The organism is Marivirga tractuosa DSM 4126 (assembly GCF_000183425.1).
Lineage (GTDB): Bacteria > Bacteroidota > Bacteroidia > Cytophagales > Cyclobacteriaceae > Marivirga > Marivirga tractuosa.
Genome location: NC_014759.1, coordinates 2,015,001 through 2,038,653 on the forward strand (window position 1 = coordinate 2,015,001; position 23,653 = coordinate 2,038,653).

Below are 23,653 nucleotides of genomic sequence, written 5' to 3' on the forward strand. Positions count from 1 at the left end.
AAATTTGTTTAGGATAGAATTCACCATGCTTAATATGGCTATAAGTTGCAAAAAGCCCAGCAAAAAATGTCCCAAACAAAGAATTAGCTATTGTAAATTGTGCAATTTCCTCGTAGGGAATCCCAATAAAATGGAAAGCAATAGGAAGAATTAGAATATATACTATTCCGCCACCTACTCCCAAAAGACCTGAAATTAGTCCTCCAATCAAGCCCGCTAAGAACAATAAAAAGTAAAAATCCATTACTTCGCAGCTTGAAGGAGATTTCTATAACTGTCTTTATCATTGAGTAGCTTGATGGCTTCATCCACTTCTTCATCATTTTCAAAAGAGGATTCAATCATTCCCTGTCTTTTATGATAGCGGGAAATAATTTCCTCTTTTAAAGCTTTCTTAATTTCAGCTTGAAATACTTTCAAATCTTCCTTTTTATGTTCCTGAATTTCTTTTTCCAGAGCAGAAATCTCTTTTTCTAAAAAGTCAAAATATTTATCACTATCAGCGGTTTCTCTCAACTCCTTAATAGTTTCCTCTGTTGCAGTCGTATAACTATAGTCTTTTACTGAAACCCAGTTTGTGAATTCAGAATAAAGCTCATCAGAAATAGAAAACACTTTAGGATCAGGCTTCATATCCTCATGTTCATAATAGTACTCCGTTGCGAAATCAAAAATAAAACCTTTCTTCATCAATTGAATGGTGATCGGTGCATACCCTTTGTTTACTACATCGTAGTCAGGTGAGACTCCTCCACCATCATAAACCACTCTACCTGCTTGTGTTTTAAACTCACTTTTTAAAGAATCTGGAATTTTACCAATGCTTCCATCTTCATTTCTATGACTATAATCAATTGCCTGAATACATCTTCCACTTGGAATATAATACTTTGCAGTGGTAATTTTTAATTGACTATTGTAACTTAAAGGTCGGGTAGCTTGAACTAAACCTTTTCCGAAACTTCTTTGACCCACTAGAATCCCTCTATCATAATCTTGCATAACACCTGCAACAATTTCGGACGCTGAAGCACTATTATTACTAATCAGAACCGCTAAGGGTATATTTACATCAACCGGGTTTTTATTAGCAGTATAGGTTTTATTCCATTCTTCAATTTTACCTTTGGTACTTACTACTTCCAATCCTTTGGGAATAAATACATTGGAAACCTCTATTGATTCATTTAAGAGCCCACCAGGATTACCTCTTAAATCTAAAATAACCTTTTTTGCTCCCTTCCCTTTTAATTCCACCAAGGCAGAACGAACTGAAGAACCTGCTCCACTTGAAAACTCTGTCAACCTGATGTAGGCAATATCTTCAGCTATCAGCCCGTAATAAGGAACGCTTTCTATATTAATGCTTTCTCTACTGACAGTAAATTTTAGTGGCTTTTTAATTCCTTTTCTTTTGATTTCGAGATCAACCGTTGTACCAATCTGTCCTTTCAAAAGCTTGTTAATTTCATCTATCGAATAGTCTTCTATTGGATTACTATTTATCTCGAGCAATTCATCTCCAATCTTCAGACCTGAAGTTTCAGCAGGAGAACCTTCAAAAATCATCATAACTACATGCCGGTTCTCAATCTTGCCCATAGTAGTACCAATACCAGCATATTGACCAGTTGACATAATGCGGTAATCTTCAATTCTATCCTCAGGAATAAAGTTGGTATAGGGATCTAGAGATTCCAACATGGCTTCTATGCCTGTTTCCATTATATCTGTTGGATTGATCTCATCTACATAATAAGTATTGAGCTCTTTATATAAGGTGGTAAAAACATCCAGGTTTTTAATGATTTCAAAATACCTATCGTTCTTTTTAATTTGAAATGACACCAAGCCAATTAAGCCAAGGGCTAAAATTGAGATTATTATTTTATTTGAAAGCTTCATGGACAGTTCTAAAATTAATTTTATCGATTCTATATATTAATAGTAAAAATCTACTCTTTTATTTTCTTACTTTCTTTTTGCTACTATTTAACCGGATTCTGACATTTCAGCTAAAACCCCTAAAGTACCTTCAAAGGGACAGTCTCACAGATTAACACCAGTAGAAACTATAAGCTTTATCACTATTTTTTACATTAGCTAAAATCTTATTATCTCTTTTGAAATTCAGTTTTAATCTGTAAATTCTTGATGCAAACGCTCTAAAGTCTTTTTTAGTTTTTTTGTTAAGGCATCAGAAGGCATCTTTTTATCAGAAGTGTAAATATAAGCAATCCTCAAACTTTTACTTAGTTTTTCAGGATCAATCAAATATTTGTTATGTCGATAAGCTTCTCTTACTTGCCTTTTGATAAAATTTCGGTCTGGAGCTTTTTTGAATTTCCTTTTGGGAACGGAAATCAATAATTGCTGAGGTTTGATTACGGAATCAAGCGGCTCAGCAATATAAATGACCTTAAATGGGTATAAATAAAAAGAGGAGCCTTTTTCAAAAAGCTCCTGAATATCATTCCGGTGATGTAAGCGCTCTGTTTTCTTGAAAGAAAAATCGTTATTGTCCGAAATTACAGACATGCGCTTAATTGCATAGAAGAATTATTTTCTATGCTTACCTTTTTCGTCTGAAACAGTCAATTTGTGACGACCTTTCGCTCTTCTTCTCGCCAAAACGTTTCTTCCATTCGCAGATTCCATTCTAGTTCTGAATCCATGTTTGTTTTTTCTTTTCCTTTGAGAAGGCTGAAATGTACGTTTCATATCTTTATATTTTAAATTTTCTCTTGTTCTTTTATAAGGGCTGCAAAGATAAGCAGTTAATTTCTTTTCGCAAAATTGTTTTTCAAAATACTATAAGAATATCTCGTTTTATATCTCCTTAGAAATCATCAACTTTACGATGCAAATGTAGTATGATTAATTAAATAAATTGATAATGATTCAATATAGATTATCACAAAAGTTTCCGCATGATTCTTTTTTACAAGTAGAAATACTGATTAAGCCTACAAAAGCTGATTTTGAAGTAAAACTTCCTGACTGGAGACCGGGAAGATATCAGCTTGGAAACTTCTCTAAATACTTGAGAAACTTTAATGCTTTTGATAAAAATGAAGAGCCATTAAATTTCAAAAAAACTAATAGAAACACCTGGTTAATTCATTGCGAAGATGAGGAATGCATCATCCGATATGAAATTTACACCTCTATTATAGATGGCGGAAGCACATTTGTTGATGAAGAACATTGGTATTTGAATTTCATTAACTGCATGATTTATCAAGCTGATGACATGAAACAAGTTCACAAAGTACACCTTGATATTCCAAATGATTGGGAAATTGCATGCGGTTTGAAAAAAGAAGGGAAAGAATTAGTAGCCGACAGTTTTTATGAATTAGTAGACAGCCCTGCATTGGTCAGCAACAAGCTGCAGCATTTAGAATATAGAGTTCAGGAAACTAATTTTCATTTATGGTTTAGGGGAAATGCCGATTTAAAAAATAAGAATCAGATTTTAGATGATTTCAAAAAATTCACTGCTTATCAAATAGAAACTATGGGCGAATTTGAAAGCAAGGATTATCATTTTTTATTTCAAATTCCTGATGAAAAGGCTTATCATGGAGTGGAGCATCTAAATAGCACTTGCATAGTATTAGGTCCAGCTAAGGAATTTAATTCAGAAACCTTTTACAATAATTTTCTAGGAATCAGCTCTCATGAGCTATTTCATTATTGGAATATCATTAGAATCAGACCTGAGGAAATGTATCCTTATAATTTTGATAAAGAAAATTACTTCATTACTGGCTATGTTGCAGAAGGCGTTACCACTTATTACGGTGATCTATTCCTTGTCAGGAGTGGTGTAAAAGATTTGGATTGGTATATAGATGAACTAAATATACTTTTCAAGCGACATTTTGAGAATTATGGGAGATTTAACACTTCAGTAGCGGAATCCTCTTGGGATTTATGGTTGGATGGTTATGAAGCAGGAATTCCCCACCGGAAGGTTTCCATTTATGTTAAAGGAGCTTTGATTGCTTTAATTCTAGATTTAAAAATCATTTTAGAATCGAATGGAGAAAAAAGCCTTGATGATGTAATGAGAAAACTATGGACTGATTTTTATAAGAAGGACAAGGGCTATAGCTCAGAAGACTATTTAAAGACAGCTGAAGAAGTTATTGGGTATGAATTAACTGATTACTTGAATAAATTCATAACAGGTTGTGAACCAGTTGAAAATGAGCTTAAAATATTATTAGATCAATTCGGCTTTGAAATGGAATTGAAAGCAAATGAAAATTCTATTACTCATCATTTAGGATTAAAAATAAATGAAGAAACGGTGATTAGCATTGCTCCTGATAGTCCAGCTGAAAAAGCGTTTAGAATTGGCGATAAATTAATAGGTATTAATAAGCAGAAGTTTGAGGAAATTCAGGATGTAATTCACTTTGAAGAGGAAACGTCTTATTCTTTTCAATTTTTCAGGAATAATAATTTGAGAGAGGTCACAATTAAAACTGAAAATGGTGGATTTTACAGTCGGTATATTCTCAAGGGAAATAATGATATAAAAGAAGATGAAAAAATCATGAGAAAAAAGTGGTTGAATGTGTGATTAAAATACAAAAGGGTAGGAAAAGCGAAAGGCAGCTCCCCAGCTGCCTTTCTATTTCAACCAAAACCTTACAAAGTCATTGACTTGTATAAGATGTTATAAATGTAGAATGATTTATTTTAGCAGTCAAGCCCCTATCAAACTTTTTTTTAAACTTATTAGAAAATTACTATTTTTAAACTATATTTCTAATTAAAGTACAAACTAATTGTTGCTACATGTAATATTACTTTAAGGATTTTTTAAACGAATCCCAATCCAATTCAATTGCTACCTCGTCAATAGAATCACCAATATTTTCAGACACAAATTCAATTCTTTCTTTTAATGCAGGGTGAGAAGAAATCCATTCAAATCCATTTGGGATCTCTCTATTCTTTTGCTTTAGCTTTAAAAAGAACTGGGTTAATCTGTTAGGGTTAATATTTGCTTCTCTTAAATACTTAATAGCATACTCATCCGCTTCCCTTTCCATCCTCCGACTAAAACCGCTACTCACTACCAACTTGGTAATTTCTTGCATTACTACAGGATCACCACCTGATATAATTAGAATCAAGGAATTCAATCCTATCTCCTTAACTAGGTTTTTGATTACATGTCGCTTTTCTGCATGAGCTAATTCATGTGCTAGCACTGCAGCCAACTCCTCAGGTGATTCGGTTTGTTCAATTAAGCCTGTAAAAAGGAACAATTGCCCATTAAAGGCTGTAAAAGCATTTACTTGATCAGATTTTAAAACGTAAATATCGTATTCATAGCTAACCGTATCCATACCTTTGGCCAACCTCTTAAAAATAACATTCATTACAGAATCTGTTCTTTCCACATTGATTGAATCAAATTCTCTAAAGATTTGATCATTGAAAAAATCTGCAATTTCTGCCTCCTGCTCCAAAGAAACCAAATCTTGTTGCTCAGTTGTGGTTGAAAAATAGGTGAAACCAGCCCATATACCGACCGCAACTAAGATAATTATACCTAAATCTCGAAAATTTTTATTCATCATTACATTTTAGGTGGCTGATTTACCACAGCATGATCATCAAGTTCTTTCTTCTTAAAAACAGACTGATAAGACACTCTTCCGAAGAAAAGAAAGTAGTACATCTCACCCTTTCTTGCTTTCACTGCACCTATGATACTGAAAACAATATAGATTAAATTCGCAATTCCTACCAGCCATAAGTAGCCTTTGAAAACATCTGAAAAAGCGTAGTCAAGAAATATTATCCTAGCACCCCAGAAAACAGCAACAGCATTCAAAATACTTGTAGGAAGTTGGCTTAGTAAAGATTGCAAAGAGTGAAAGCGAACAAACAGACTCTTTCCTTTATTGATATAATAATAAATAATTGCTGCTACCAAATTCAAAATAGGCAAAGGAAGCCCTGCACCTAATGCTGCAAACATCATAAGGTAGGCTCCCATTGCATCTTCTCTTTCCCTAATCTCTAGCTCCTCAGGTTGAGGAATTGGTTGATATTGATTTTCTGTCATTGTGCTAATGGTTTTCCTGTGAACGGTGGATACTCATCTGTCATATACCACATATAAAGATTAACTCTGGTTTGCCATCTTAAGGTCCCAACGATAAATTCGTGCCATGATTTTGGAAATTCGCCTGTAAATAAAACAACCCACCATGCAATAATCACCAAAATTTGACACCAAATTAACCTAAAGAAAAGCACAAAAGCGTGAGGAATCAATACGTAAATAATCCCGAAGAATGCTCTCAACAATACCAAGCCCCTGCTAATTCTTTCTGGGTACTTAACATCTACAGCAATGTACTCATCTTTTGCATCCAACCCAAAAGGAGGATAATCGTCAGCTAAATTAAAGATACGGGCATTTAATCTGGTCTGCCAGCGGATCAACTGCACTTGAAACTCAAAGAAACTTTCTGGATATCTTCCAGTAAACAAAACAATAAAAAAAGAAATAAACCTTAGAATGGCACCCCACAATCCTACAAAAAAAAGTAGAAATAGATGCGGAATCTGAATATAGAGCCAACCAAAAAAAGACCGGAGTAATAACTCGCCACGTGAATAGCGATCTTGATGTTTAATATCAAAAGTTAACATAGTGAATATTGATTTAGTTAAGCCCGAAATTGTAAAATCTTACGATAAATTACAATTTTTAGAGTATTTAATAACGAGAGTATTTTCTACACCATATCTTAAAATGCTCGAAATCAACAAAAAAGGCTCGTAAATTTCCGAGCCTTTTAATAATTAGTATTAAACTTTACGATTAAAACTCGTAAGCTTGCTTTTCCAATACATGACCTGCAATCGATCTTCTTACTTCTTTTAAATTCATAGGATCTATTTTTGTAAATCTCTTCAATCCTAATAACATCATGCGCTGTTCATCACCTTCAGCAAAAGCAAAGATTGCTTCTTTACCTGCTTTATTAGCAATTTCAACTGCTCGGTGCATGTATAAGTTAGTCATATTGATTTGCTGTTTGCAAGCTTCTTCTCCTTTGATATCAACCAATTTCTCAGTTCTTAAAAGAGCAGACTCAGCAGCATAAACCTCAATCAACATATCAGCTAAATTCATTAAGATTTCCTGCTCTTGAGATAGTTTTTGCATATACTTTTGAACAGCCGCACCAGAAATCATTAAGCCAGCTTTTTTCAAATTAGCTAATACTTTTTTCTCTTTAGCAAATAATGAATCATCTTCATCCGCTCCGAAATCAGGAATAGATGTTAATTCCTTCTGCACATTCATTGCAGGCGTCATCAAATCCAATTTACCTTTCATGGCACGTTTCAAAAGCATATCGATCGTCAACATTCTGTTGATTTCATTTGTACCTTCGAAAATCCTGTTAATACGCGCATCACGGTAAGCTCTATCCATAGGTGCGTCAGCAGAGAAGCCCATACCACCATAGACTTGAACACCTTCGTCAGCTACGTAATCTAAAACTTCCGAAGCATGCACTTTTATAATTGCACATTCAATAGCAAATTCTTCAACAGATTTCAATTTGGCTTCTGCCTCTTCCATTCCACCAGCTACTAAATCTTCATAAGCATCGTCAATGTTTTGACCTGCTCTATAAGCTGCTGATTCTGCTGCATAAGTTCTAGCAGCCATTTCAGCTATTTTGTGTTGAATAGCTCCAAAGCTGCCAATAGAAGTACCAAATTGCTTTCTCTCATTAGCATACTGAGCTGCTTGACCTAATACTGCTTTAGATGCGCCAATAGCAGAAGCCCCTAACTTAATTCTTCCGATATTAAGAATATTTACCGCTATTTTAAAGCCATTTTCTCTTTCAGAAAGTAAGTTTTCAACCGGTACTTTGCAGTCGTTAAAGAAAACCTGACGGGTAGAAGAACCTTTAATCCCCATCTTAGCCTCTTCTTCATTCATGGTGACACCACCAAAATCTTTCTCAACAATAAAAGCAGAAAGATTCTTATCATCATCAATTTTTGCAAAGACGATGAAAACATCTGCAAATCCACCATTGGTGATCCACATTTTCTGACCATTAACGATGTAATGCTTTTTATCTTCTGTTAAAACTGCTTTAGTTTTAGCTGCATTTGCATCAGAACCAGAATCCGGTTCAGTTAAGCAGTAAGAAGCTTTCCATTCACCACTAGCCAATTTTGGTAAATATTTCTTCTTTTGTGCGTCATCGCCATAATATAAAATTGGAAGTGTTCCTATTCCAGTATGTGCCGATAAAGCAACAGCAAAAGAATGCCCCGCTCCGATAACTTCAGCAACTAACATGGATGTATTAAAATTCATGCCGAAGCCTTCGTATTCTTCTGGAACTGAAGTTCCTAAAAGACCCAGCTCTCCTGATTTATCCAATAACTGAGGCATTAATTCAGGATTACCTTTTACATCATCGATTTCATCTAGTTTAGGATATACTTCCTGATCCAAGAAATCTTTACAAGTTTGAGCAATCATTTTTTGCTCTTCTGTCCACTCTTCTGGAGTGAATACTGCCTGTGCAGGAGTTTCTTCGATTAAGAATGCTCCTCCCTTTGCTGTGAATTTTTTTTCTGTTGTACTCATATTATTAGTATCTAGTATCTAGTATCAAGTATCGAGATATCAGATCTAGATATTTGATACTAAATGGGTTCTACAATTGTTTATTTTATCACTATGTTTATTTAAAACCAACAAATAATCTAGAGTCTAGCATCTAGACTCTAGATTCTACTTTTACATCATTTCATAAATACCTGCAATACCTTGACCACCACCAATACAAGCTGTGACCATTCCGTATTTACCGTTTGTTCTTTTCAACTCGTTCATAACCTGAACCGATAGTTTAGCACCAGAACATCCTAATGGGTGACCTAATGCGATAGCTCCACCATTTACATTTAATTTACTTTGATCAATATCCAGTTCACGAATTACAGCTAAAGATTGAGCTGCAAAAGCTTCGTTTAATTCGATCAGATCTATGTCATTCAATTTCAAACCTGCATTTTTCAAAGCTTTTGGAACTGCTTCCACTGGTCCGATACCCATGATTCTTGGTTCAACTCCTGCTACACCGAAGCCAACCATTCTAGCGATTGGCTTAACGCCTAATTCTTTAACCATTTTCTCAGACATCACCATTGTAAAAGAAGCTCCATCATTTGTAGGTGATGAATTACCAGCCGTTACAGAACCGCCTTGAGCAAACACAGGTTTTAGCTTTCCTAAAAGATCTGTATTTGTACCTGCTCTAGGTCCTTCATCTTTATCTACTGTAAAATCTCTTGTTTTCTTTTTACCATCCTCTACATAAGTTTCCTTTACATTTATAGGGACAATTTCATCATCGAATTTTCCATCTTTCTGAGCTTGAAGTGCCTTCATATGAGAATTATAAGCAAACTCATCCTGATCTTCTCTTGAAATTTTCCACTGTTGCGCAATCTGCTCAGCAGTTAATCCCATAGAAGTATAATAATCAGGCGTTTCTGTTGCAATCTTATAATTCAAAGCTGTTTTATATCCCATAATCGGAACCATAGACATCGACTCTGTACCTCCAGCAATGATGATATCAGCATAACCTGCCTGAATCTTTGATGCAGCCATATTGATTGCCTCTAAACCAGATCCACAATATCTATTGATTACTAAACCGGGCACTTCTTTACCAAGTGCTAATAGTGATATCATTCTTCCCATTTGCATTCCTTGCTCTGCTTCCTGCACAGCATTTCCTACAATTAGGTCATCTACCATTTTATTTTCCACACCTTCCACTTGTGAAACAAGGTGTTTGATTACATCGGAAGCCAGATCATCCGGTCGAGTGAATCGAAAGCCTCCTTTTTTGGCTCTTGTTACAGCCGTTCTATATCCTGCTACTATATATGCGTCCATTTTTTTAATTTTTAAGATTTTTAGATTCTAGAGCCTAGAGCCTAGACTTCTACATTCAATTTCTTTATAAAAGAATTAAGCATTTTCTGGACTTCATTTAGAGTGATTTCAAGATTATCAAAATCATCATGTGAAATAAACTCCAGCTTCTTACTTAACAATAATTGAGTTTCTAATTCAAAACTAGAACCAATAGATATTCTCAAGAACCTAGAAAAGTCTTTGCTTGAATCTCTAGAAGATCCTTCAGCGATATTAGACGGTATAGAAACTGCACATCTTCTGATCTGAGATATCAAACCAAATCTTTCCTCCTTGGGAAAAGTACTTGTGATTTGATAAACCAATAGAGATAACTCCATTGATTTCTCCCAAATTTTAAGCTTTTTATAATTATGCATTTTCTATAAATTTCAGTCTAACATCTAGATTCTAGATTCTAGTATCTAACCTCTAGTTTCTCAAAGGTTTTCCTCCTTGCAATACTGCTTGAATTCTTTCAAGTGTTTTCTTTTCTCCTAATAGAGATAAGAAAGCTTCTCTTTCTAGATCCAATAGGTATTGTTCTGAAACTTCCTGAGGATATGATAAATCTCCACCGCACATCACATAAGCTAGCTTATCTGCGATCTTTTGATCATGTTCTGAGATATATCTCCCCATCTTCATACCAGAAACACCTGCCTTAAATAAAGCGATGCCTGTTTTACCCTGAACTTTGATATCTGTTCTTTGAACTGGCATAGTATATCCAGCATCTGCTAAACTAATTGCAGCAGCTTTCGCATCAGCAATCTGACGACTTCTGTTTATAGAAATACCATCTGAAGGTCTTAATATACCCATATCTCTAGCCTCATGAGCTGAAGTAGCCACTTTTGCCATTGCAATATTCATGTATGCATTTTGTAAAGCATTTAACTCAACATCACCATCTTGATATCTATCTGCAACTCGAAGGGCATTTTCTTTAGTACCACCCCCACCAGGAATTACACCAACACCAACTTCAACTAAACCAATATAGGTTTCAGCTGATGCCTGAACATGATCTGCATGCATAGACAATTCACAACCTCCACCTAGTGCCATATTGTGAGGCGCCACTACAACTGGAATTGCAGAATATCTAGCTCTCATCATGGTTTGCTGGAACTGACGGATCATAAAATCCAATTCATCATAATCTTGCTCGATTGCATACATGAAAATCATTCCAAGGTTAGCTCCTACTGAGAAGTTTGAGCCCTCATTGGAGATTACTACACCTCGGTATTTTTCCTCAGCCATCGAAATAGCCTTGTTAATGCCTTCTACAACTCCGCCACCAAGTGAGTTTGACTTCGATCTGAATTCCACATTAATAATGCCATCTCCTAAATCAATGATTCCGGCTTCTGCATTACTCCAGATTTCCTTACCACTTTCTTTTAAGTTTTCAAGAATGATAAATTCTTCAGTACCTGGGATATTTACATATTTCTTGCTTTCAATATCATAATACTGTTTCTGTCCTGCTTCTACTCTGTAGAACGAATCAGCACCGGATTCTAACATGTCATAAACCCATTGATTTGGCTTATAACCTGCTTCTTCCATTTTTTCAACTGATTTCTTAACACCTAAAGCATCCCAAGTTTCGAAAGGACCTATTTCCCAACCGAAACCAGTGCAAAGTGCTTGGTCAATTCTATATAACTCGTCAGAAATTTCAGGGATACGATTAGATGAGTATTGAAATAACCCATAGAATGAATCTCTATAGAATTCACCTGCTTTATCTTTTCCTCCCACTAAAACTGGGAATCTTTCTTTCAAATTAGAGATTTGCTTGGTAGACTCAAGTGTTGAAAACTTAGGCTTTGTCTTTGGCTTGTATTCCATAGAATCCAAATCCAAAGTTAAGATTTCAGTTTTTCCGTCTTTCTTGGTTTTTTTATAGAATCCTTGTCCGGTCTTATCCCCTAACCATTTGTTTTCTTCTAATTTCCCAATTACATCAGGCAATTTAAAAGTATCTCTAGCCTCATCATTTGGAAGATTTTCGTATAATCCGTTGGCTACTTTAATAAGCGTATCTAATCCTACCACATCTGAAGTCCTGAAGGTTGCTGACTTTGGTCGGCCGATAACTGGGCCCGTTAATTTGTCTACCTCATCGATGTTCATGTCCAGTTTTTGCATGGATTCCACTACTTTCAAGATGGCATAAATTCCAACTCTGTTAGCGATGAAGGCAGGAGTATCTTTACATAAAACGGTGGTTTTCCCTAAATATAAATCACCATAATGCATCAAGAAATCAGTGATTTCCTGATCTGTTTTTGGTGTAGGGATAATCTCCAATAATTTTAAGTAACGCGGTGGGTTAAAAAAGTGCGTTCCAATAAAATGCTTTTGAAAGTCTTCACTTCTGTCTTCCAACATCATGTGGATAGGGATACCCGATGTGTTAGAAGAAATAATGGTTCCTTTAGTTCTATGTTTTTCAACATTTTCAAAAACCTGCTTTTTGATATCCAGTCGCTCAACAACGGCTTCCAATACCCAATCGCAATCTTTGATTTTGTGCATATCATCATCAAAATTTCCCAAAGAAATTCTCTTGGCAAAATCTTTATGATATAATGAAGCTGGCTTTCCTTTTAAGGTTGACTCAAATGCGTCATTCACGATGCGGTTTCTCACTTGTGGGTCTTCCTTCGTTAAACCTTTTTCTTTTTCGGCATCCGTAAGTTCGAAAGGCACGATGTCAAGCAAAAGTACCTCCACACCAATATTGGCAAAGTGGCAGGCGATTCTTGATCCCATAATCCCCGAACCTAAAACGGCTACTTTTTTAATGTTTCGTTTCATTTAGTCGCTGTGGTTTAAATTTTAAAAATTAATGAACTGATTCTTTAGTATTGTAAATCTCATTTTTGTCGATTATGTCATTCACTTTATGAATGACATCAAAAAAAGCTTCCAATTTTTCGGGTTCAATGGTATTGAACACCTCCTCATTGAAAGTTTTTACCGTTTCCCTTGAAATCGCTTTCTTCTCTACTCCCAAGTCTGTCAAAAAGATTCTAACAGAGCGTTTATCTTCTGGGTCAGGCTTTTTATAAATAAGCCCTTTTTCCTCCATGCTTTTCAACATGCGGGTGAGGCTCCTACTTTCCAACCCCATAAGCGGGGCAATTTTAGTAGCGGGAGTTCCCTCTTTTGTATTAATATTTAACAACACAAAACCGATGGAAGTAGTAATTCCGTATTTGACAGCTTGCTGGTTGTACATGCGTGAAATGGCATGCCAGGCTGCTTTAATATTGTAGTCTATGGATTCTTCTCTTTTCATGTGTATATGATAGACTTAAAATGCCATCCTGATAAATCGGGACAGCTTATGGATTTCAAATATACAAAAATATAGTATGCATGCATACTATATTTAGAAAAAATATTTTATTTGGTATAAATAATTATTCAAGAAGAATGAATGTTAGAAAACGTATTTGAAGGTATAAAGATGTGTGAAAATGAATATGATACAATTTTGATGCATTCCTAGGTGAATTTATATTTATAACACAAACTAGATATTCACGCTTACAATTTTAGGATCAGGAAAAACAGCTGCGGTATATTCTCGTTGAATCAATATAAACAACTATTTAATATGACACTTTTACTACAACTTTTAGTTCAAATTCCTCAAGGCGTTCCGCATCCAGATGACAGCGACCCCCTACTGTTGCAAACTCCATTTGATTACATATTTTATATAGGACTGCCAATTCTTATTTTGATTGGTGGTTACTTTTGGTGGAGAAGGAAAAAGAAAAGAGAGGCAGAGGACGAAGACCTATAAACACTATAACAACCTTGCAAATATACAATTTCAATACTAACATTTTTTCCCCTATATTATTGACAATCAACATTTTTATTTGCATATTGGAAATGTATGAATTTCAAATTCAACACATATTACAATTCTACCATTAACCCTAAAAAGATTTTCGGGCTCAAATTCTTGAGCTTCAAACCGGTTCACAGGCGAAATCTGCAACCGGTTTTCGATTGTTAGCCAATACTTATTACTTCATATAGCTTTCAAACTTCGGAAGCAGGGTAACTTATGCGATTTTTATTAAGCATAGATTACCTAACAATAATTTAAGCCTATCTAAATAGGCTGTATTAAATATTTATATCAAAATTTCAAAAACTTAAATCATAATAATATGAAAAGGATAAGTTATGCCTTACTGGCAATCGCATTAATTTTCTCTGGATGCATAGAAGAGAACTTAGATATGGGTAAACCCGACCATGCAGGTGGCCCAAAAAAAGATAAAGGTGGAGATGATGGAGGCAGTAGTGATGGTAGTGTCACTTACTATTTGACAGGAAGTTCAGAGGATATTCAAACTAATAGCACGCTAGGATACTTGTTAGCAGGTGGTGCAAGTGATCAAAAATCATGGTTTGACTGGATGGTCAATAAGTCAGACGGTGGTGATTTTGTTATTATTAGAACAGATAATAGTGATGGATATAATGATGATACCTTTATAGAAGGCGCAAATTCTATTCTCACTTTAGTGATTAACGATCAAGCTACTGCAAATTCTAACTTTGTGAGAGACAAAATCAGAGGAGCTGAAGCATTATTTATTGCTGGTGGTGATCAAACTCAATATTATGACCTTTGGAATGGTACTGAGGTAGAAAATTCCATACATTACTTAGCAAATGAAAAAGGTGTTCCTATCGGAGGTACTTCTGCTGGTTTAGCCATTTTGGGAGAATTTGCTTATATCCCTCAATCCTCCGGAGTAATATCCTCTGAAGCTTTGAATGATCCATACCATCCTTATATGGAATCTATTAAAACAGACTTTTTACAACTTCCGGGTTTGGGAAATATCATTACAGATTCTCATTTTTCCGAAAGAGACAGATTAGGAAGGACAATCACCTTTATGGCAAGATTAATTGCTGATGGAGTGGTAAGCAGCTATCAGGATATAAAAGGAATAGCAGTGGACGAATTTACAGCTGTGGCTATTGAAGCAAATGGGGACGCTAAAGTTTTGGGTGATGGAACCTATGAAGATTACGCATTTTTCTTTAGTGCTAATTCTGTGCCTGATCAATGTGCAGAAGGTCTAGCTTTACATTGGACTGATGCTATTACTGCCTATACGGTTAAGGGAGTATCTTATCCAAGTAATAGCTTTAATATTAGCAATTGGAATTCTTTAAGCAGTGCAGCACAATCGAAACAGGTAAATGTTAATTATGGAAGTATATCTAATGACATTCAACAGCCAGATTAATTCTTTTTAAAATTATCTTTCAATAAAAAAAGGGGCTTGAAGCCCCTTTTTTATTATCTAATTTTATTAAGATTATCCACCGAAATCATCAAATCGGATATTTTCTGGCGGAACACCCATGTCATCTAACATTTTTAAAACTGCTGCATTCATCATAGGAGGTCCACATAAGTAGAATTCTACTTCCTCTGGCTCTTTATGATGCTTTAAGTAGTTATCATATAAAGCATTGTGAATAAATCCAGTGTATCCATCACCATCTTTATCATCTAAGCTTTTCTTGATTTTCCAGTTATCTTCTTCTAATGGCTCAGATAAAGCAACATGGAATTCAAAGTTCGGATTTTTCTTTTCAATATCCCTGAAGTGATCTACATAGAACAATTCTCTTTTTGATCTACCACCATACCAGTAAGAAACTTTTCTATCAGTTCCCTGCGTATGGAATAAGTGGAAAATATGAGAACGCAGCGGAGCCATACCAGCACCACCACCAATGTAAATCATTTCAGCATCAGATTCATTGATGAAGAACTCACCATAAGGACCTGAAATCGTTACTTTGTCGCCTGGTTTTCTAGTGAAAACATAAGAAGAGCAAATTCCAGGATTAACATCCATCCACGTATTTTTAGCTCGATCCCAAGGTGGCGTAGCAATTCTAATATTCAACATGATGATATCTCCCTCAGCTGGGTGATTCGCCATAGAGTAAGCTCTAAAGATAGGCTCCTCATTTTTCATGACTAAATCCCACAATCCGAAATTATCCCAATCTTCTTTGAAAATGTCATCTTTGTGACCTAAGTCAGGATGCGGAGCGATATCAATATCCTTAAATTCGCAAGTTATCTCAGGAACATCTATTTGAATATAACCACCTGATTCAAAATCTAAAGTTTCGCCTTCTGGCAACTGTACTACAAATTCTTTAATAAAAGTCGAAACGTTGTAGTTAGATTTAACCGTGCACTCCCACTTTTTAATACCAAAGATTTCTTCTGGTATGCGGATATGCATGTCTTCTTTCACCTTCACCTGACATGAAAGTCTAACATTTTCTTTCTTTTCCGACCGGCTTAAATGACCTTCCTCTGTAGGTAAAACATCACCGCCACCATCTTCCACAACACATTTACACATGGCGCAAGTACCACCACCACCACATGCAGACGGCAGGTAAATATCTTGACCTGATAAAGTAGAAAGTAAAGTGGAACCGGCAGAAGTTACAATTGGATTGTCTTCATCTCCATTAACATAAATATTAACGGGGCCAGATTGAACTAATTTCGATTGAGCAAACAACAGAATCAATACCAAAAGAAGTATTAAGACGGTGAATGCAATAATTGAGGTTATAACTACTGATGTCATGAACTTTTATTTTGTTCTAAATGATTCAATTAATTGAGTTGCAAATATATTACTTAAAATGTAAACCTATAAGTTCGATTCGATATTTTTCTGATAATATATTCGCAAATCTAACAGTTAGATCATTCAAAAAGTTGGCAGAAAGTAAAAATTTATTGAAAAATATTTTTCCAGGTTCCTTTTAGTCGATTGTATTTGATTGTAGAGGGTAATGCTTTCCAAAAATACTGGTTGATTTCCACTGCAAATGAGGGCTGCATATAGCAATTAATAGCACATCCTTCACATTCTGGAAGTCTTCCTTCTAATGCTGCTAAATTCTGTACTTCATCAGATTTATACAATGTGAATAAATCTCCATTGATAGGATATTGTTTTTTCCCAAGATGATAACACGGCAACACTAATTCATTTTTTGGAGAAATCACTAAAGAAGATGAAGCCGCTTTGCAAACTGGGTCGGTGACATGATTTCCGCCATTTTTTCTCAATTCTATGAAAGCTTCATTCAAATAAATATTTTTCTTTTTGCCCATTCGGGTGAGGTAATTCAAATTATCATTTGTTAAACCTCCTCCTGTTTCCACCGCATTATAATCGAAAATAGGATTGACTATTAAAACCAGATCATTGGGCAAGCAGATGGATTCATAAACTTTCTCCAGTTCCTCAATATTTTCGTTCATAGCAGTGAACAAAACATCGGGCTTCTCCCCTAGCTTTTTTGCTACCTCTATTGATTTCATCACAAAATCAAAACAGCCTACACCTCTCACTTCATCATGCTGCTGAGCGTCTGCAAAATCTAATGAGAAATGAAGCATATCTACCATGCCTTTCAATTTATCCGCTTTTTTGGGATAGAGCAAGCCGTTAGTCGTAAGGGTAGTGATAAAGCCTATTTCTTTAGCCATCATCAGAAAATCATGGATTTCATTGTGTAAAAGAGGTTCACCTCCAGTGAAATCAATTACCTTAACACCTAACCTTTTGAGATCTTTAAGATTTTGCTTTACATCCGCTTTATTAATGTAAGGACTAGGTTTTTCCCAGATATCACAAAAATGGCAACTGGCATTGCAGCGATAAGTTACATAATAATTACATAAAACAGGCTTCCTTATTAGACGCATTTTGCTAATTTAGAAAGAAGGCTTTCGAAATACTAAAATGACATCAGGAAATGAACATAATTTTTAGAATACTCCATATACTAACCGAGGATAGCTTGACTGCTTCCGGCAGGAATAAAATTTATTGAATTCTCACATAGGGATCCCTTTGGGGCATCCCAGTAAATACGGGACAAGTTGTGACCCTTGGTAATAAAATTATAGACATGAATTATGGATTTGAGAACAAAATTAAAAACTAGAATTAGCAAGGAGGGAATAGAAAATCTAATTCAAACAGTAAATAATGACAGGATTTCTATAGAGGAAATAATTGATCTCCTTAAAAATAGGGAAACACAATTTCAAGCATCTTGGCTGATGACCCACTTGGTCGAAAAAACCCCAAGTATTTTAAATCATACACATATTAGTCAACTGGCGAAAATTATAGAAAACACTAAACTAGAAGGTTTAGAGCGAAACATATGGCGCATACTAAATTTTGTAGAAATACCACCAAAGCTCCATGAAGGTTTGATAAACCTAGCATTTGAAAAGCTAGAAGACCACAAAACTGCAGTAGCAATTCAAGTTTTCTCAATGAGCGTATTAGAAAAACTTCTGGTCAATAAAATGGAATTGCAATTGGCCTTAAAGGCAGTATTAGAACTAAAAATGGAGCGTCAACCAACCCCAGGATTAAGATCAAGAGCCACCAAGATCATCAATAAGATCAATTCAAAAATTTAAAATCATAAAAGAAAGCACCGATTTTCGGAAAGGCAAAAAAAATGCCATTTGTTCAGAATGGCATGTACAAGATCTAATTAACTAACTTTTATTTCAACATCTTTAATAAAGTAGTTAACTTATTTTTCAATTGTCTTCTGTCCACTATAAAGTCTAAAAAGCCATGGTCTAAAACAAATTCAGCACTTTGAAAGCCTTTAGGTAAATCCTTCCCTATGGTTTCACGGATTACTCTTGGTCCAGCAAAACCGATTAAAGCACCAGGCTCTGCAATGTTAAAATCACCCAACATCGCGTAAGATGCCGTAACACCGCCAGTGGTCGGATCTGTTAATAAAGAAATATACGGAATTTTAGCCTCAGAAAGCTGGGCTAATTTAGCTGAGGTTTTAGCCATTTGCATTAGCGAGAATCCTGCTTCCATCATTCTAGCACCACCTGACTTAGAAATCATTAAGAATGGCATTTTCTTTTTGATGGAGTAATCAATTGCTCGAGCAATTTTCTCTCCTACAACTGAACCCATCGAACCTCCGATAAAACTGAAGTCCATACAGGCTACACACAAATCCATTCCATTCATTGTACCATGAGCGGCTCGAACTGCATCTTTTAAGTCAGTCTTCTCCTGAGATTGTTTTATTCTAACTGGATAAGGCTTGCTATCAACAAATTCAAGCGGATCAGCGGAGCTCATGTCTTTATCCAGCTCAGTAAATTTATTGTCATCAAAAAGAATCTCAAAATATTCTTTAGAACCAATTCGAACGTGATATTCATCATCAGGACTTACATAAGCGTTTTCCTTAAGCTCACGCATGTGAATGATTTTACCACCTGGTGTTTTATACCACAATCCGTCTGGTGCTTCTTTTTTATTTTCTGTGGGAGTTAATATCCCTTTATTTTGTCGCTTAAACCAAGCCATATTGTTTCAAATTTTATCAAAACCTATAACAGGTTTTTTGTTGGAGGGTCAAAGATAAATGAATTGATGGTCAATTGCCAAAGTAAAAGTTTAAAACCCTTCCTGATTAGTAAATTTACATTATATCTTTTACAAAACGTTTAAATTACATATTGTTTTCGGTTTACTTTGTTCTTTACATTGACAAACACCATCAATACCACCTAACAAACGTTAGTAACTGATTTACAGGGCATTAAAAATAATGCTAAAAATTTTGTTGGGAAATATAAACCCACCAAATTTACGGAATGAACGTTCATTCCGCATTACAAAATAAACTCGATAAAAAGACATTGATATTGGAAACCACTTTAGATCTTATTTCTGAAAATGGTTTTCATGGAACCCCTATTTCGATGATCGCTGAAAAAGCAGGAATAGGCGCAGGTACGATTTATCGATATTTTGAGAATAAGGAAGATTTGATAAACGAATTGTTCAAAGAAATTAAAAGACGCGTGATGCATGCCATGCTATCTGACTATGATGAAAGCAAAAGTTTTAAGGTTAGATTTAAGCACCTTTGGATGAATTTAATCCATTACTTCATGGATAATCCCAAAGCTTTTCAATTTATAGAACAACACCGATATGCATCTTATATGAGCAAATTGACAAGAGAGGAAAGCTTTATGATCATGTCTCCGGTCATGATGTTTTTTATTGAAGCCAAAAGGGAAAAAGCCATGAAAGATTTGCCGGTCTATACCATCATTTCCCTATCGTATGGACCAATTACCTCTTTGGCAAAATTACAAATTGACCATGAACAACAATTAAGTGCGGAACGGATAGAACAAGCAGCAGATGCATGCTGGGATGCAGTAAGAAGAATTTAAAAAGACAATAATATCACAAACATAAAATTATGAAAACACCTAATATAGTTTTTAACGGAATAGGTTCTTATGTACCAGAAAACATAGTACCCAATGCGCATTTTCTAAACCATGAATTCTTCATGGAAGATGGAAAGCCATTTGATATACCTAATGAGGAAATAATCAAGAAATTCGAAAAGATAACAGGGATAAAGGAACGAAGATATGCCAGTGATGATCAATTAAACTCTGATTTAGGTCATTTAGCTGCTGAAAACGCCTTAAAAAACAGCACTATAGACAAAGAAGAATTAGATTACATTATATACGCACAAAATTTTGGCGATATAGAAGCTGGTACAAACCGGATTGACAATATGCCCAGCTTAGCTGCTAAAGTGAAGCATAAATTAAAAATTAAAAATCCAGATGTGGTGTGTTATGATGTGATTTTTGGGTGCCCGGGCTGGGTACAAGGTGTAATTCAGGCTTATCAAATGATTAGAAGTGGGTTTTGCAGAAACATTATGGTGATAGGAGCCGAAACTTTAAGTAGATGCGTTGACCCACATGATAGAGATGGAATGATATTTTCTGATGGTGCAGGGGCAACAATTGTTTCTGCCTCTTACGATGACGATCGAAAAGGAATATTAGGCTTTGCTAACAGAACGGATGCCAATGAAGAATTAAATTATCTGGCTATGGGGAAATCCAATAAACCCAATATGGATGATAACGCCAGATACATCAAAATGAAGGGTAGAAAAATCTATGAGTATGCATTGGATGAAGTCGCAACTGCAATACAATCTTCCCTCAAACGATCCGGAATTTTTATGGAAAACATTCAAAAAGTATTGATCCATCAAGCCAATGAGAAAATGGATGAAGCTATTTTGAGAAAATTAGGCCAATTATATGAGCTAAGGCTGGAAGCAAAGGATATGATGCCTATGACCATTCAAAAATTTGGTAATAATTCGGTAGCCACAGTTCCGGTTATGCTGGATTTGGTTTTAAAAGGGGAAATTGAAGGACATGAGATCAAAAAAGGTGATGACATTATTTTAGCCTCAGTTGGTGCTGGCATGCATATTAATGCCATAGTTTACAGAATGTAATTTGACAAAAAAAAAGACCGCAATTGCGGTCTTTTAAAAACTTCAAATTGAGAAAGTATTACCCTTCAACTTCTTCCTTAACTTCTTCGGTTGCTTCTTCCATTTCTTCACCAACATCCTCAGCTTTTTCCTTTCCATCTTCTACACTTTCCTCAACATCTTCTTTCATTTCTTCAGCAGCATCACCTACTTCGTCAGCTGCATCTTCTACTGCATCTTTTACTTCTTCAGTAGATTCTTCCATTTGCTCTTTAGCTTCTTCTTTTTCGCTCTTGTTATCACATGCAACTACAGCTAATGTAAAAGCACCTAATAAAAATAATGTGAATAATTTTTTCATAGTTTAATAGATTATGGTTTAAGGTGTAAATGTATCTAATTATTAAGACTGACAAAAGTATATTTACTATTTTTTTCTAAATACGAGCTTAACAGGCACCCCTTCAAAGTCAAAATGCTCTCTTAATCTGTTTTCTAAGTAACGCTCATAAGGCGGTTTTATATACTGCGGTAGATTACAGAAGAAAGCAAAAGTAGGGGTATAAGTAGGTAACTGCGTTGCGTATTTAATCTTAATATGCTTACCCTTTAATGCAGGTGGCGGATATTTTTCAATTTCTTTTAACATAGCCTCGTTCAGTGCAGAAGTAGTCACTTTCTCGGTTCTGCTAAAATAAATCTTAGTGGCCAATTCTATCGCCTGGAATATCCTTTGCTTTTCAGTTACAGAAGTAAAAATAATAGGGATGTAATCTAATGGGCCTAGTTTTTCCTGAATTTCCTTCTTGAACTTATCATGAGTCTTGCCATCCTTCTCAATCAAATCCCACTTATTCACCATAATCATGATGCCCTTTTTATTTTTATGAGCTAGTCCAATAATTTGCATATCCTGGGACTCAAACCCACGAGTAGCATCAATCATGACAATACAGACATCACTATCTTGCAAAGCTTGAATAGCTCTGATAGTTGAATAAAATTCTATATCATCCTTTGTTTTAGTCTTTTTCCTTAGTCCTGCAGTATCCGTCAAAATAAAATCTTTCCCATATAATTTATAATGGGTGTTGATGGAATCACGAGTTGTACCTGCAATATCCGTTACAATAGTTCGCTCATCTCCCAGCAAAGCATTTAAAAAGGAAGATTTTCCTGCATTTGGACGACCTAAAATTGCCAATCTTGGAACTCCTTCAAAGGGATCTTTGTGATCATCCTCAGGAAAAAGGGCTACCACTGCATCCAAAACCTCTCCGGTTCCAGAACCACTAGCTGAAGACATACTGAACACTTCATCGAAGCCCATGCTATAAAATTCACCCGCCATATAGCTTTTTTCGGTGTTATCCGCTTTGTTTGCTACGACAAAAACAGGCTTACCGACTTCTCTTACTACATTGGCAAAATCTTTATCCATATCGGTCAGACCGGTGTGACAATCAACCATAAAAAGAATAACGGTAGCTTCTTTCAAAGCCTCTTTAACCTGTTTCCTTATTTCCTTTTCGAATATATCGTTGGATCCAGTCACGTATCCGCCTGTATCAATCACAGTGAATTTTTTACCAATCCATTGCGCCTCACCGTACTGTCTATCGCGCGTTACACCCGATTCGTTATCCATAATCGCCTGCTTGCGCTCCACTAAACGATTAAAAAAGGTGGATTTACCGACATTCGGTCTCCCTACTATTGCTACTATGTTTGACATTTTTAATTACGAATTAATAATTTTTTAATTACGAATTGGAAATGAGCACTGAACTTTATTCCATCTTCGCTTTTGTAGTTTTTTGTATTGAACCAATGATTTTTAATATTTCTTCACACTTCTCAATCATAACTGATGCTGTATTAGCTTCTAATAATCCAGAATCTTTTATTAGCCTTAACCAATAATGTGTTTCTCTTGCTTCTTTGTATGAAATTGAAAGTTTAGCTAAAAAGTCCTTCCTTGATTGAGCGCCAATCGCTTCCTCGACATTTGCCCCGATAGAAGTACCTGATCTTAATACCTGGGAGGATATCTCAAAATGAGTTCCCTTTTTTAATAATTGAGCAATTCTAATAACCTCTAGAGCAAATTGATAACTTTTTAATTGAATTACATTTTGCGATTTCATTTTGGGGATGTTTAGTTGAAAATTTTTCATGAGATGAAGTTAATAAAAACTATCAATG

Annotated in this window: 24 protein-coding genes (1 of these 24 running past the window's edge); 6 read left to right on the top strand and 18 right to left on the bottom strand. The window is 35.3% G+C overall.

All coding sequences use genetic code 11. From position 1 onward, the window contains the following. From FTRAC_RS08405 to rpmH, 4 genes are all read right to left on the bottom strand, one after another. A protein-coding gene (locus FTRAC_RS08405; protein WP_013453810.1) for a sulfite exporter TauE/SafE family protein crosses the window boundary here: on the bottom strand, positions 1-244 show its start. 569 nt of this gene lie to the left of the window's left edge; the window shows 244 of its 813 coding nt (coding positions 1-244); it begins with the start codon at positions 242-244; the stop codon falls past the left edge of the window. Then, positions 244-1,905: a S41 family peptidase gene (locus FTRAC_RS08410; RefSeq protein ID WP_013453811.1), complete on the bottom strand. Its 1,662-nt coding sequence runs from the start codon at positions 1,903-1,905 to the stop codon at positions 244-246. The genes FTRAC_RS08405 and FTRAC_RS08410 overlap by 1 nt, the downstream gene beginning before the upstream one ends. Positions 1,906-2,136: 231 nt before the next feature. Further along, a complete protein-coding gene (locus FTRAC_RS08415; protein WP_013453812.1) occupies positions 2,137-2,538 on the bottom strand; it encodes a ribonuclease P protein component in 402 nt (133 codons plus the stop codon). A gap of 21 nt (positions 2,539-2,559) precedes the next feature. Next, positions 2,560-2,721, bottom strand: coding sequence for a 50S ribosomal protein L34 (gene rpmH / locus FTRAC_RS08420; protein ID WP_013453813.1), 162 nt, complete (start codon positions 2,719-2,721; stop codon positions 2,560-2,562). A gap of 175 nt (positions 2,722-2,896) precedes the next feature. Here rpmH and FTRAC_RS08425 point away from each other — a divergent pair, with 175 nt between their 5' ends. Next, positions 2,897-4,594 carry a M61 family metallopeptidase gene (locus tag FTRAC_RS08425; protein WP_013453814.1) on the top strand — a complete coding sequence of 566 codons (1,698 nt, stop codon included), beginning with the start codon at positions 2,897-2,899 and terminating at the stop codon, positions 4,592-4,594. A gap of 226 nt (positions 4,595-4,820) precedes the next feature. Here FTRAC_RS08425 and FTRAC_RS19270 read toward each other — a convergent pair whose 3' ends face one another. The 8 genes from FTRAC_RS19270 to FTRAC_RS08465 all read right to left on the bottom strand — a co-directional run bounded on the left by FTRAC_RS19270 (position 4,821) and on the right by FTRAC_RS08465 (position 13,325). After that, on the bottom strand, positions 4,821-5,603 hold the full coding sequence (locus FTRAC_RS19270; protein ID WP_013453815.1) for a M48 family metallopeptidase: 783 nt from the start codon (positions 5,601-5,603) through the stop codon (positions 4,821-4,823). Then, positions 5,603-6,094: a DUF4870 domain-containing protein gene (locus FTRAC_RS08435; RefSeq protein ID WP_013453816.1), complete on the bottom strand. Its 492-nt coding sequence runs from the start codon at positions 6,092-6,094 to the stop codon at positions 5,603-5,605. Before FTRAC_RS08435 ends, FTRAC_RS19270 begins: the two co-directional genes overlap by 1 nt. Further along, the gene (locus FTRAC_RS08440; protein WP_013453817.1) at positions 6,091-6,687 is read right to left on the bottom strand and encodes a DUF4389 domain-containing protein; all 597 of its coding nucleotides are present in this window, start codon (positions 6,685-6,687) and stop codon (positions 6,091-6,093) included. Before FTRAC_RS08440 ends, FTRAC_RS08435 begins: the two co-directional genes overlap by 4 nt. A gap of 172 nt (positions 6,688-6,859) precedes the next feature. Beyond that, complete coding sequence (locus FTRAC_RS08445; protein ID WP_013453818.1) at positions 6,860-8,662, bottom strand: acyl-CoA dehydrogenase family protein; 1,803 nt, start codon at positions 8,660-8,662, stop codon at positions 6,860-6,862. 153 nt (positions 8,663-8,815) lie between these two features. Beyond that, complete coding sequence (locus FTRAC_RS08450) at positions 8,816-9,985, bottom strand: thiolase family protein (RefSeq protein WP_013453819.1); 1,170 nt, start codon at positions 9,983-9,985, stop codon at positions 8,816-8,818. A gap of 41 nt (positions 9,986-10,026) precedes the next feature. Next, positions 10,027-10,386, bottom strand: coding sequence for a four helix bundle protein (locus tag FTRAC_RS08455; RefSeq protein WP_013453820.1), 360 nt, complete (start codon positions 10,384-10,386; stop codon positions 10,027-10,029). A gap of 52 nt (positions 10,387-10,438) precedes the next feature. Next, positions 10,439-12,841 (bottom strand): 3-hydroxyacyl-CoA dehydrogenase/enoyl-CoA hydratase family protein, encoded by a 2,403-nt coding sequence (locus tag FTRAC_RS08460; protein WP_013453821.1) that lies wholly within the window; start codon positions 12,839-12,841, stop codon positions 10,439-10,441. Between the two features lie 28 nt (positions 12,842-12,869). Next, complete coding sequence (locus FTRAC_RS08465; protein ID WP_013453822.1) at positions 12,870-13,325, bottom strand: MarR family winged helix-turn-helix transcriptional regulator; 456 nt, start codon at positions 13,323-13,325, stop codon at positions 12,870-12,872. A 321-nt stretch (positions 13,326-13,646) separates the two neighbouring features. On the opposite strand from FTRAC_RS08465, the gene FTRAC_RS08470 reads away from it, so the two are divergent. Further along, the gene (locus FTRAC_RS08470) at positions 13,647-13,838 is read left to right on the top strand and encodes an LPXTG cell wall anchor domain-containing protein (RefSeq protein ID WP_013453823.1); all 192 of its coding nucleotides are present in this window, start codon (positions 13,647-13,649) and stop codon (positions 13,836-13,838) included. A gap of 376 nt (positions 13,839-14,214) precedes the next feature. Continuing rightward, positions 14,215-15,312, top strand: a complete 1,098-nt coding sequence (locus FTRAC_RS08475; RefSeq protein ID WP_013453824.1) for a cyanophycinase — start codon at positions 14,215-14,217, stop codon at positions 15,310-15,312. A 72-nt stretch (positions 15,313-15,384) separates the two neighbouring features. On the opposite strand, the gene nqrF is transcribed toward FTRAC_RS08475, so the two are convergent. Next, a complete protein-coding gene (gene nqrF / locus FTRAC_RS08480) occupies positions 15,385-16,689 on the bottom strand; it encodes an NADH:ubiquinone reductase (Na(+)-transporting) subunit F (RefSeq protein ID WP_013453825.1) in 1,305 nt (434 codons plus the stop codon). Between the two features lie 152 nt (positions 16,690-16,841). Next, the gene (locus FTRAC_RS08485; RefSeq protein WP_013453826.1) at positions 16,842-17,822 is read right to left on the bottom strand and encodes a radical SAM protein; all 981 of its coding nucleotides are present in this window, start codon (positions 17,820-17,822) and stop codon (positions 16,842-16,844) included. Between the two features lie 213 nt (positions 17,823-18,035). Between FTRAC_RS08485 and FTRAC_RS08490 the strand changes: the two genes are divergently transcribed. Beyond that, positions 18,036-18,554, top strand: coding sequence for a hypothetical protein (locus FTRAC_RS08490; protein ID WP_013453827.1), 519 nt, complete (start codon positions 18,036-18,038; stop codon positions 18,552-18,554). 88 nt (positions 18,555-18,642) lie between these two features. Here FTRAC_RS08490 and accD read toward each other — a convergent pair whose 3' ends face one another. Continuing rightward, positions 18,643-19,482, bottom strand: coding sequence for an acetyl-CoA carboxylase, carboxyltransferase subunit beta (gene accD, locus FTRAC_RS08495; RefSeq protein WP_013453828.1), 840 nt, complete (start codon positions 19,480-19,482; stop codon positions 18,643-18,645). A gap of 290 nt (positions 19,483-19,772) precedes the next feature. Between accD and FTRAC_RS08500 the strand changes: the two genes are divergently transcribed. Further along, positions 19,773-20,363, top strand: a complete 591-nt coding sequence (locus tag FTRAC_RS08500; protein WP_013453829.1) for a TetR/AcrR family transcriptional regulator — start codon at positions 19,773-19,775, stop codon at positions 20,361-20,363. A gap of 29 nt (positions 20,364-20,392) precedes the next feature. Then, the gene (locus FTRAC_RS08505) at positions 20,393-21,469 is read left to right on the top strand and encodes a 3-oxoacyl-ACP synthase III family protein (RefSeq protein WP_013453830.1); all 1,077 of its coding nucleotides are present in this window, start codon (positions 20,393-20,395) and stop codon (positions 21,467-21,469) included. A gap of 58 nt (positions 21,470-21,527) precedes the next feature. On the opposite strand, the gene FTRAC_RS08510 is transcribed toward FTRAC_RS08505, so the two are convergent. From FTRAC_RS08510 to FTRAC_RS08520, 3 genes are all read right to left on the bottom strand, one after another. Further along, positions 21,528-21,809, bottom strand: a complete 282-nt coding sequence (locus tag FTRAC_RS08510; RefSeq protein ID WP_013453831.1) for a YtxH domain-containing protein — start codon at positions 21,807-21,809, stop codon at positions 21,528-21,530. A gap of 66 nt (positions 21,810-21,875) precedes the next feature. Continuing rightward, positions 21,876-23,183 carry a ribosome biogenesis GTPase Der gene (gene der, locus FTRAC_RS08515; RefSeq protein ID WP_013453832.1) on the bottom strand — a complete coding sequence of 436 codons (1,308 nt, stop codon included), beginning with the start codon at positions 23,181-23,183 and terminating at the stop codon, positions 21,876-21,878. Positions 23,184-23,238: 55 nt separating this feature from the next. Continuing rightward, the gene (locus FTRAC_RS08520; protein ID WP_245546040.1) at positions 23,239-23,625 is read right to left on the bottom strand and encodes a four helix bundle protein; all 387 of its coding nucleotides are present in this window, start codon (positions 23,623-23,625) and stop codon (positions 23,239-23,241) included. Positions 23,626-23,653 lie beyond the last annotated feature (28 nt).

Excerpts from the sequence above, each read along its gene's own strand:
- der (WP_013453832.1), bottom strand. The coding sequence starts at position 23,183 with ATGTCAAACATAGTAGCAATAGTAGGGAGACCGAATGTCGGTAAATCC.
- accD (WP_013453828.1), bottom strand. The coding sequence starts at position 19,482 with ATGGCTTGGTTTAAGCGACAAAATAAAGGGATATTAACTCCCACAGAA.
- FTRAC_RS08475 (WP_013453824.1), top strand. The coding sequence starts at position 14,215 with ATGAAAAGGATAAGTTATGCCTTACTGGCAATCGCATTAATTTTCTCT.
- FTRAC_RS08415 (WP_013453812.1), bottom strand. The coding sequence starts at position 2,538 with ATGTCTGTAATTTCGGACAATAACGATTTTTCTTTCAAGAAAACAGAG.
- FTRAC_RS08465 (WP_013453822.1), bottom strand. The coding sequence starts at position 13,325 with ATGAAAAGAGAAGAATCCATAGACTACAATATTAAAGCAGCCTGGCAT.
- FTRAC_RS08510 (WP_013453831.1), bottom strand. The coding sequence starts at position 21,809 with ATGAAAAAATTATTCACATTATTTTTATTAGGTGCTTTTACATTAGCT.
- FTRAC_RS08425 (WP_013453814.1), top strand. The coding sequence starts at position 2,897 with ATGATTCAATATAGATTATCACAAAAGTTTCCGCATGATTCTTTTTTA.
- FTRAC_RS08440 (WP_013453817.1), bottom strand. The coding sequence starts at position 6,687 with ATGTTAACTTTTGATATTAAACATCAAGATCGCTATTCACGTGGCGAG.
- FTRAC_RS08500 (WP_013453829.1), top strand. The coding sequence starts at position 19,773 with ATGAACGTTCATTCCGCATTACAAAATAAACTCGATAAAAAGACATTG.
- FTRAC_RS08460 (WP_013453821.1), bottom strand. The coding sequence starts at position 12,841 with ATGAAACGAAACATTAAAAAAGTAGCCGTTTTAGGTTCGGGGATTATG.
- FTRAC_RS19270 (WP_013453815.1), bottom strand. The coding sequence starts at position 5,603 with ATGATGAATAAAAATTTTCGAGATTTAGGTATAATTATCTTAGTTGCG.
- FTRAC_RS08410 (WP_013453811.1), bottom strand. The coding sequence starts at position 1,905 with ATGAAGCTTTCAAATAAAATAATAATCTCAATTTTAGCCCTTGGCTTA.
- FTRAC_RS08455 (WP_013453820.1), bottom strand. The coding sequence starts at position 10,386 with ATGCATAATTATAAAAAGCTTAAAATTTGGGAGAAATCAATGGAGTTA.
- rpmH (WP_013453813.1), bottom strand. The coding sequence starts at position 2,721 with ATGAAACGTACATTTCAGCCTTCTCAAAGGAAAAGAAAAAACAAACAT.
- FTRAC_RS08470 (WP_013453823.1), top strand. The coding sequence starts at position 13,647 with ATGACACTTTTACTACAACTTTTAGTTCAAATTCCTCAAGGCGTTCCG.
- FTRAC_RS08445 (WP_013453818.1), bottom strand. The coding sequence starts at position 8,662 with ATGAGTACAACAGAAAAAAAATTCACAGCAAAGGGAGGAGCATTCTTA.
- FTRAC_RS08505 (WP_013453830.1), top strand. The coding sequence starts at position 20,393 with ATGAAAACACCTAATATAGTTTTTAACGGAATAGGTTCTTATGTACCA.
- FTRAC_RS08490 (WP_013453827.1), top strand. The coding sequence starts at position 18,036 with ATGGATTTGAGAACAAAATTAAAAACTAGAATTAGCAAGGAGGGAATA.
- nqrF (WP_013453825.1), bottom strand. The coding sequence starts at position 16,689 with ATGACATCAGTAGTTATAACCTCAATTATTGCATTCACCGTCTTAATA.
- FTRAC_RS08450 (WP_013453819.1), bottom strand. The coding sequence starts at position 9,985 with ATGGACGCATATATAGTAGCAGGATATAGAACGGCTGTAACAAGAGCC.
- FTRAC_RS08485 (WP_013453826.1), bottom strand. The coding sequence starts at position 17,822 with ATGCGTCTAATAAGGAAGCCTGTTTTATGTAATTATTATGTAACTTAT.
- FTRAC_RS08435 (WP_013453816.1), bottom strand. The coding sequence starts at position 6,094 with ATGACAGAAAATCAATATCAACCAATTCCTCAACCTGAGGAGCTAGAG.
- FTRAC_RS08520 (WP_245546040.1), bottom strand. The coding sequence starts at position 23,625 with ATGAAAAATTTTCAACTAAACATCCCCAAAATGAAATCGCAAAATGTA.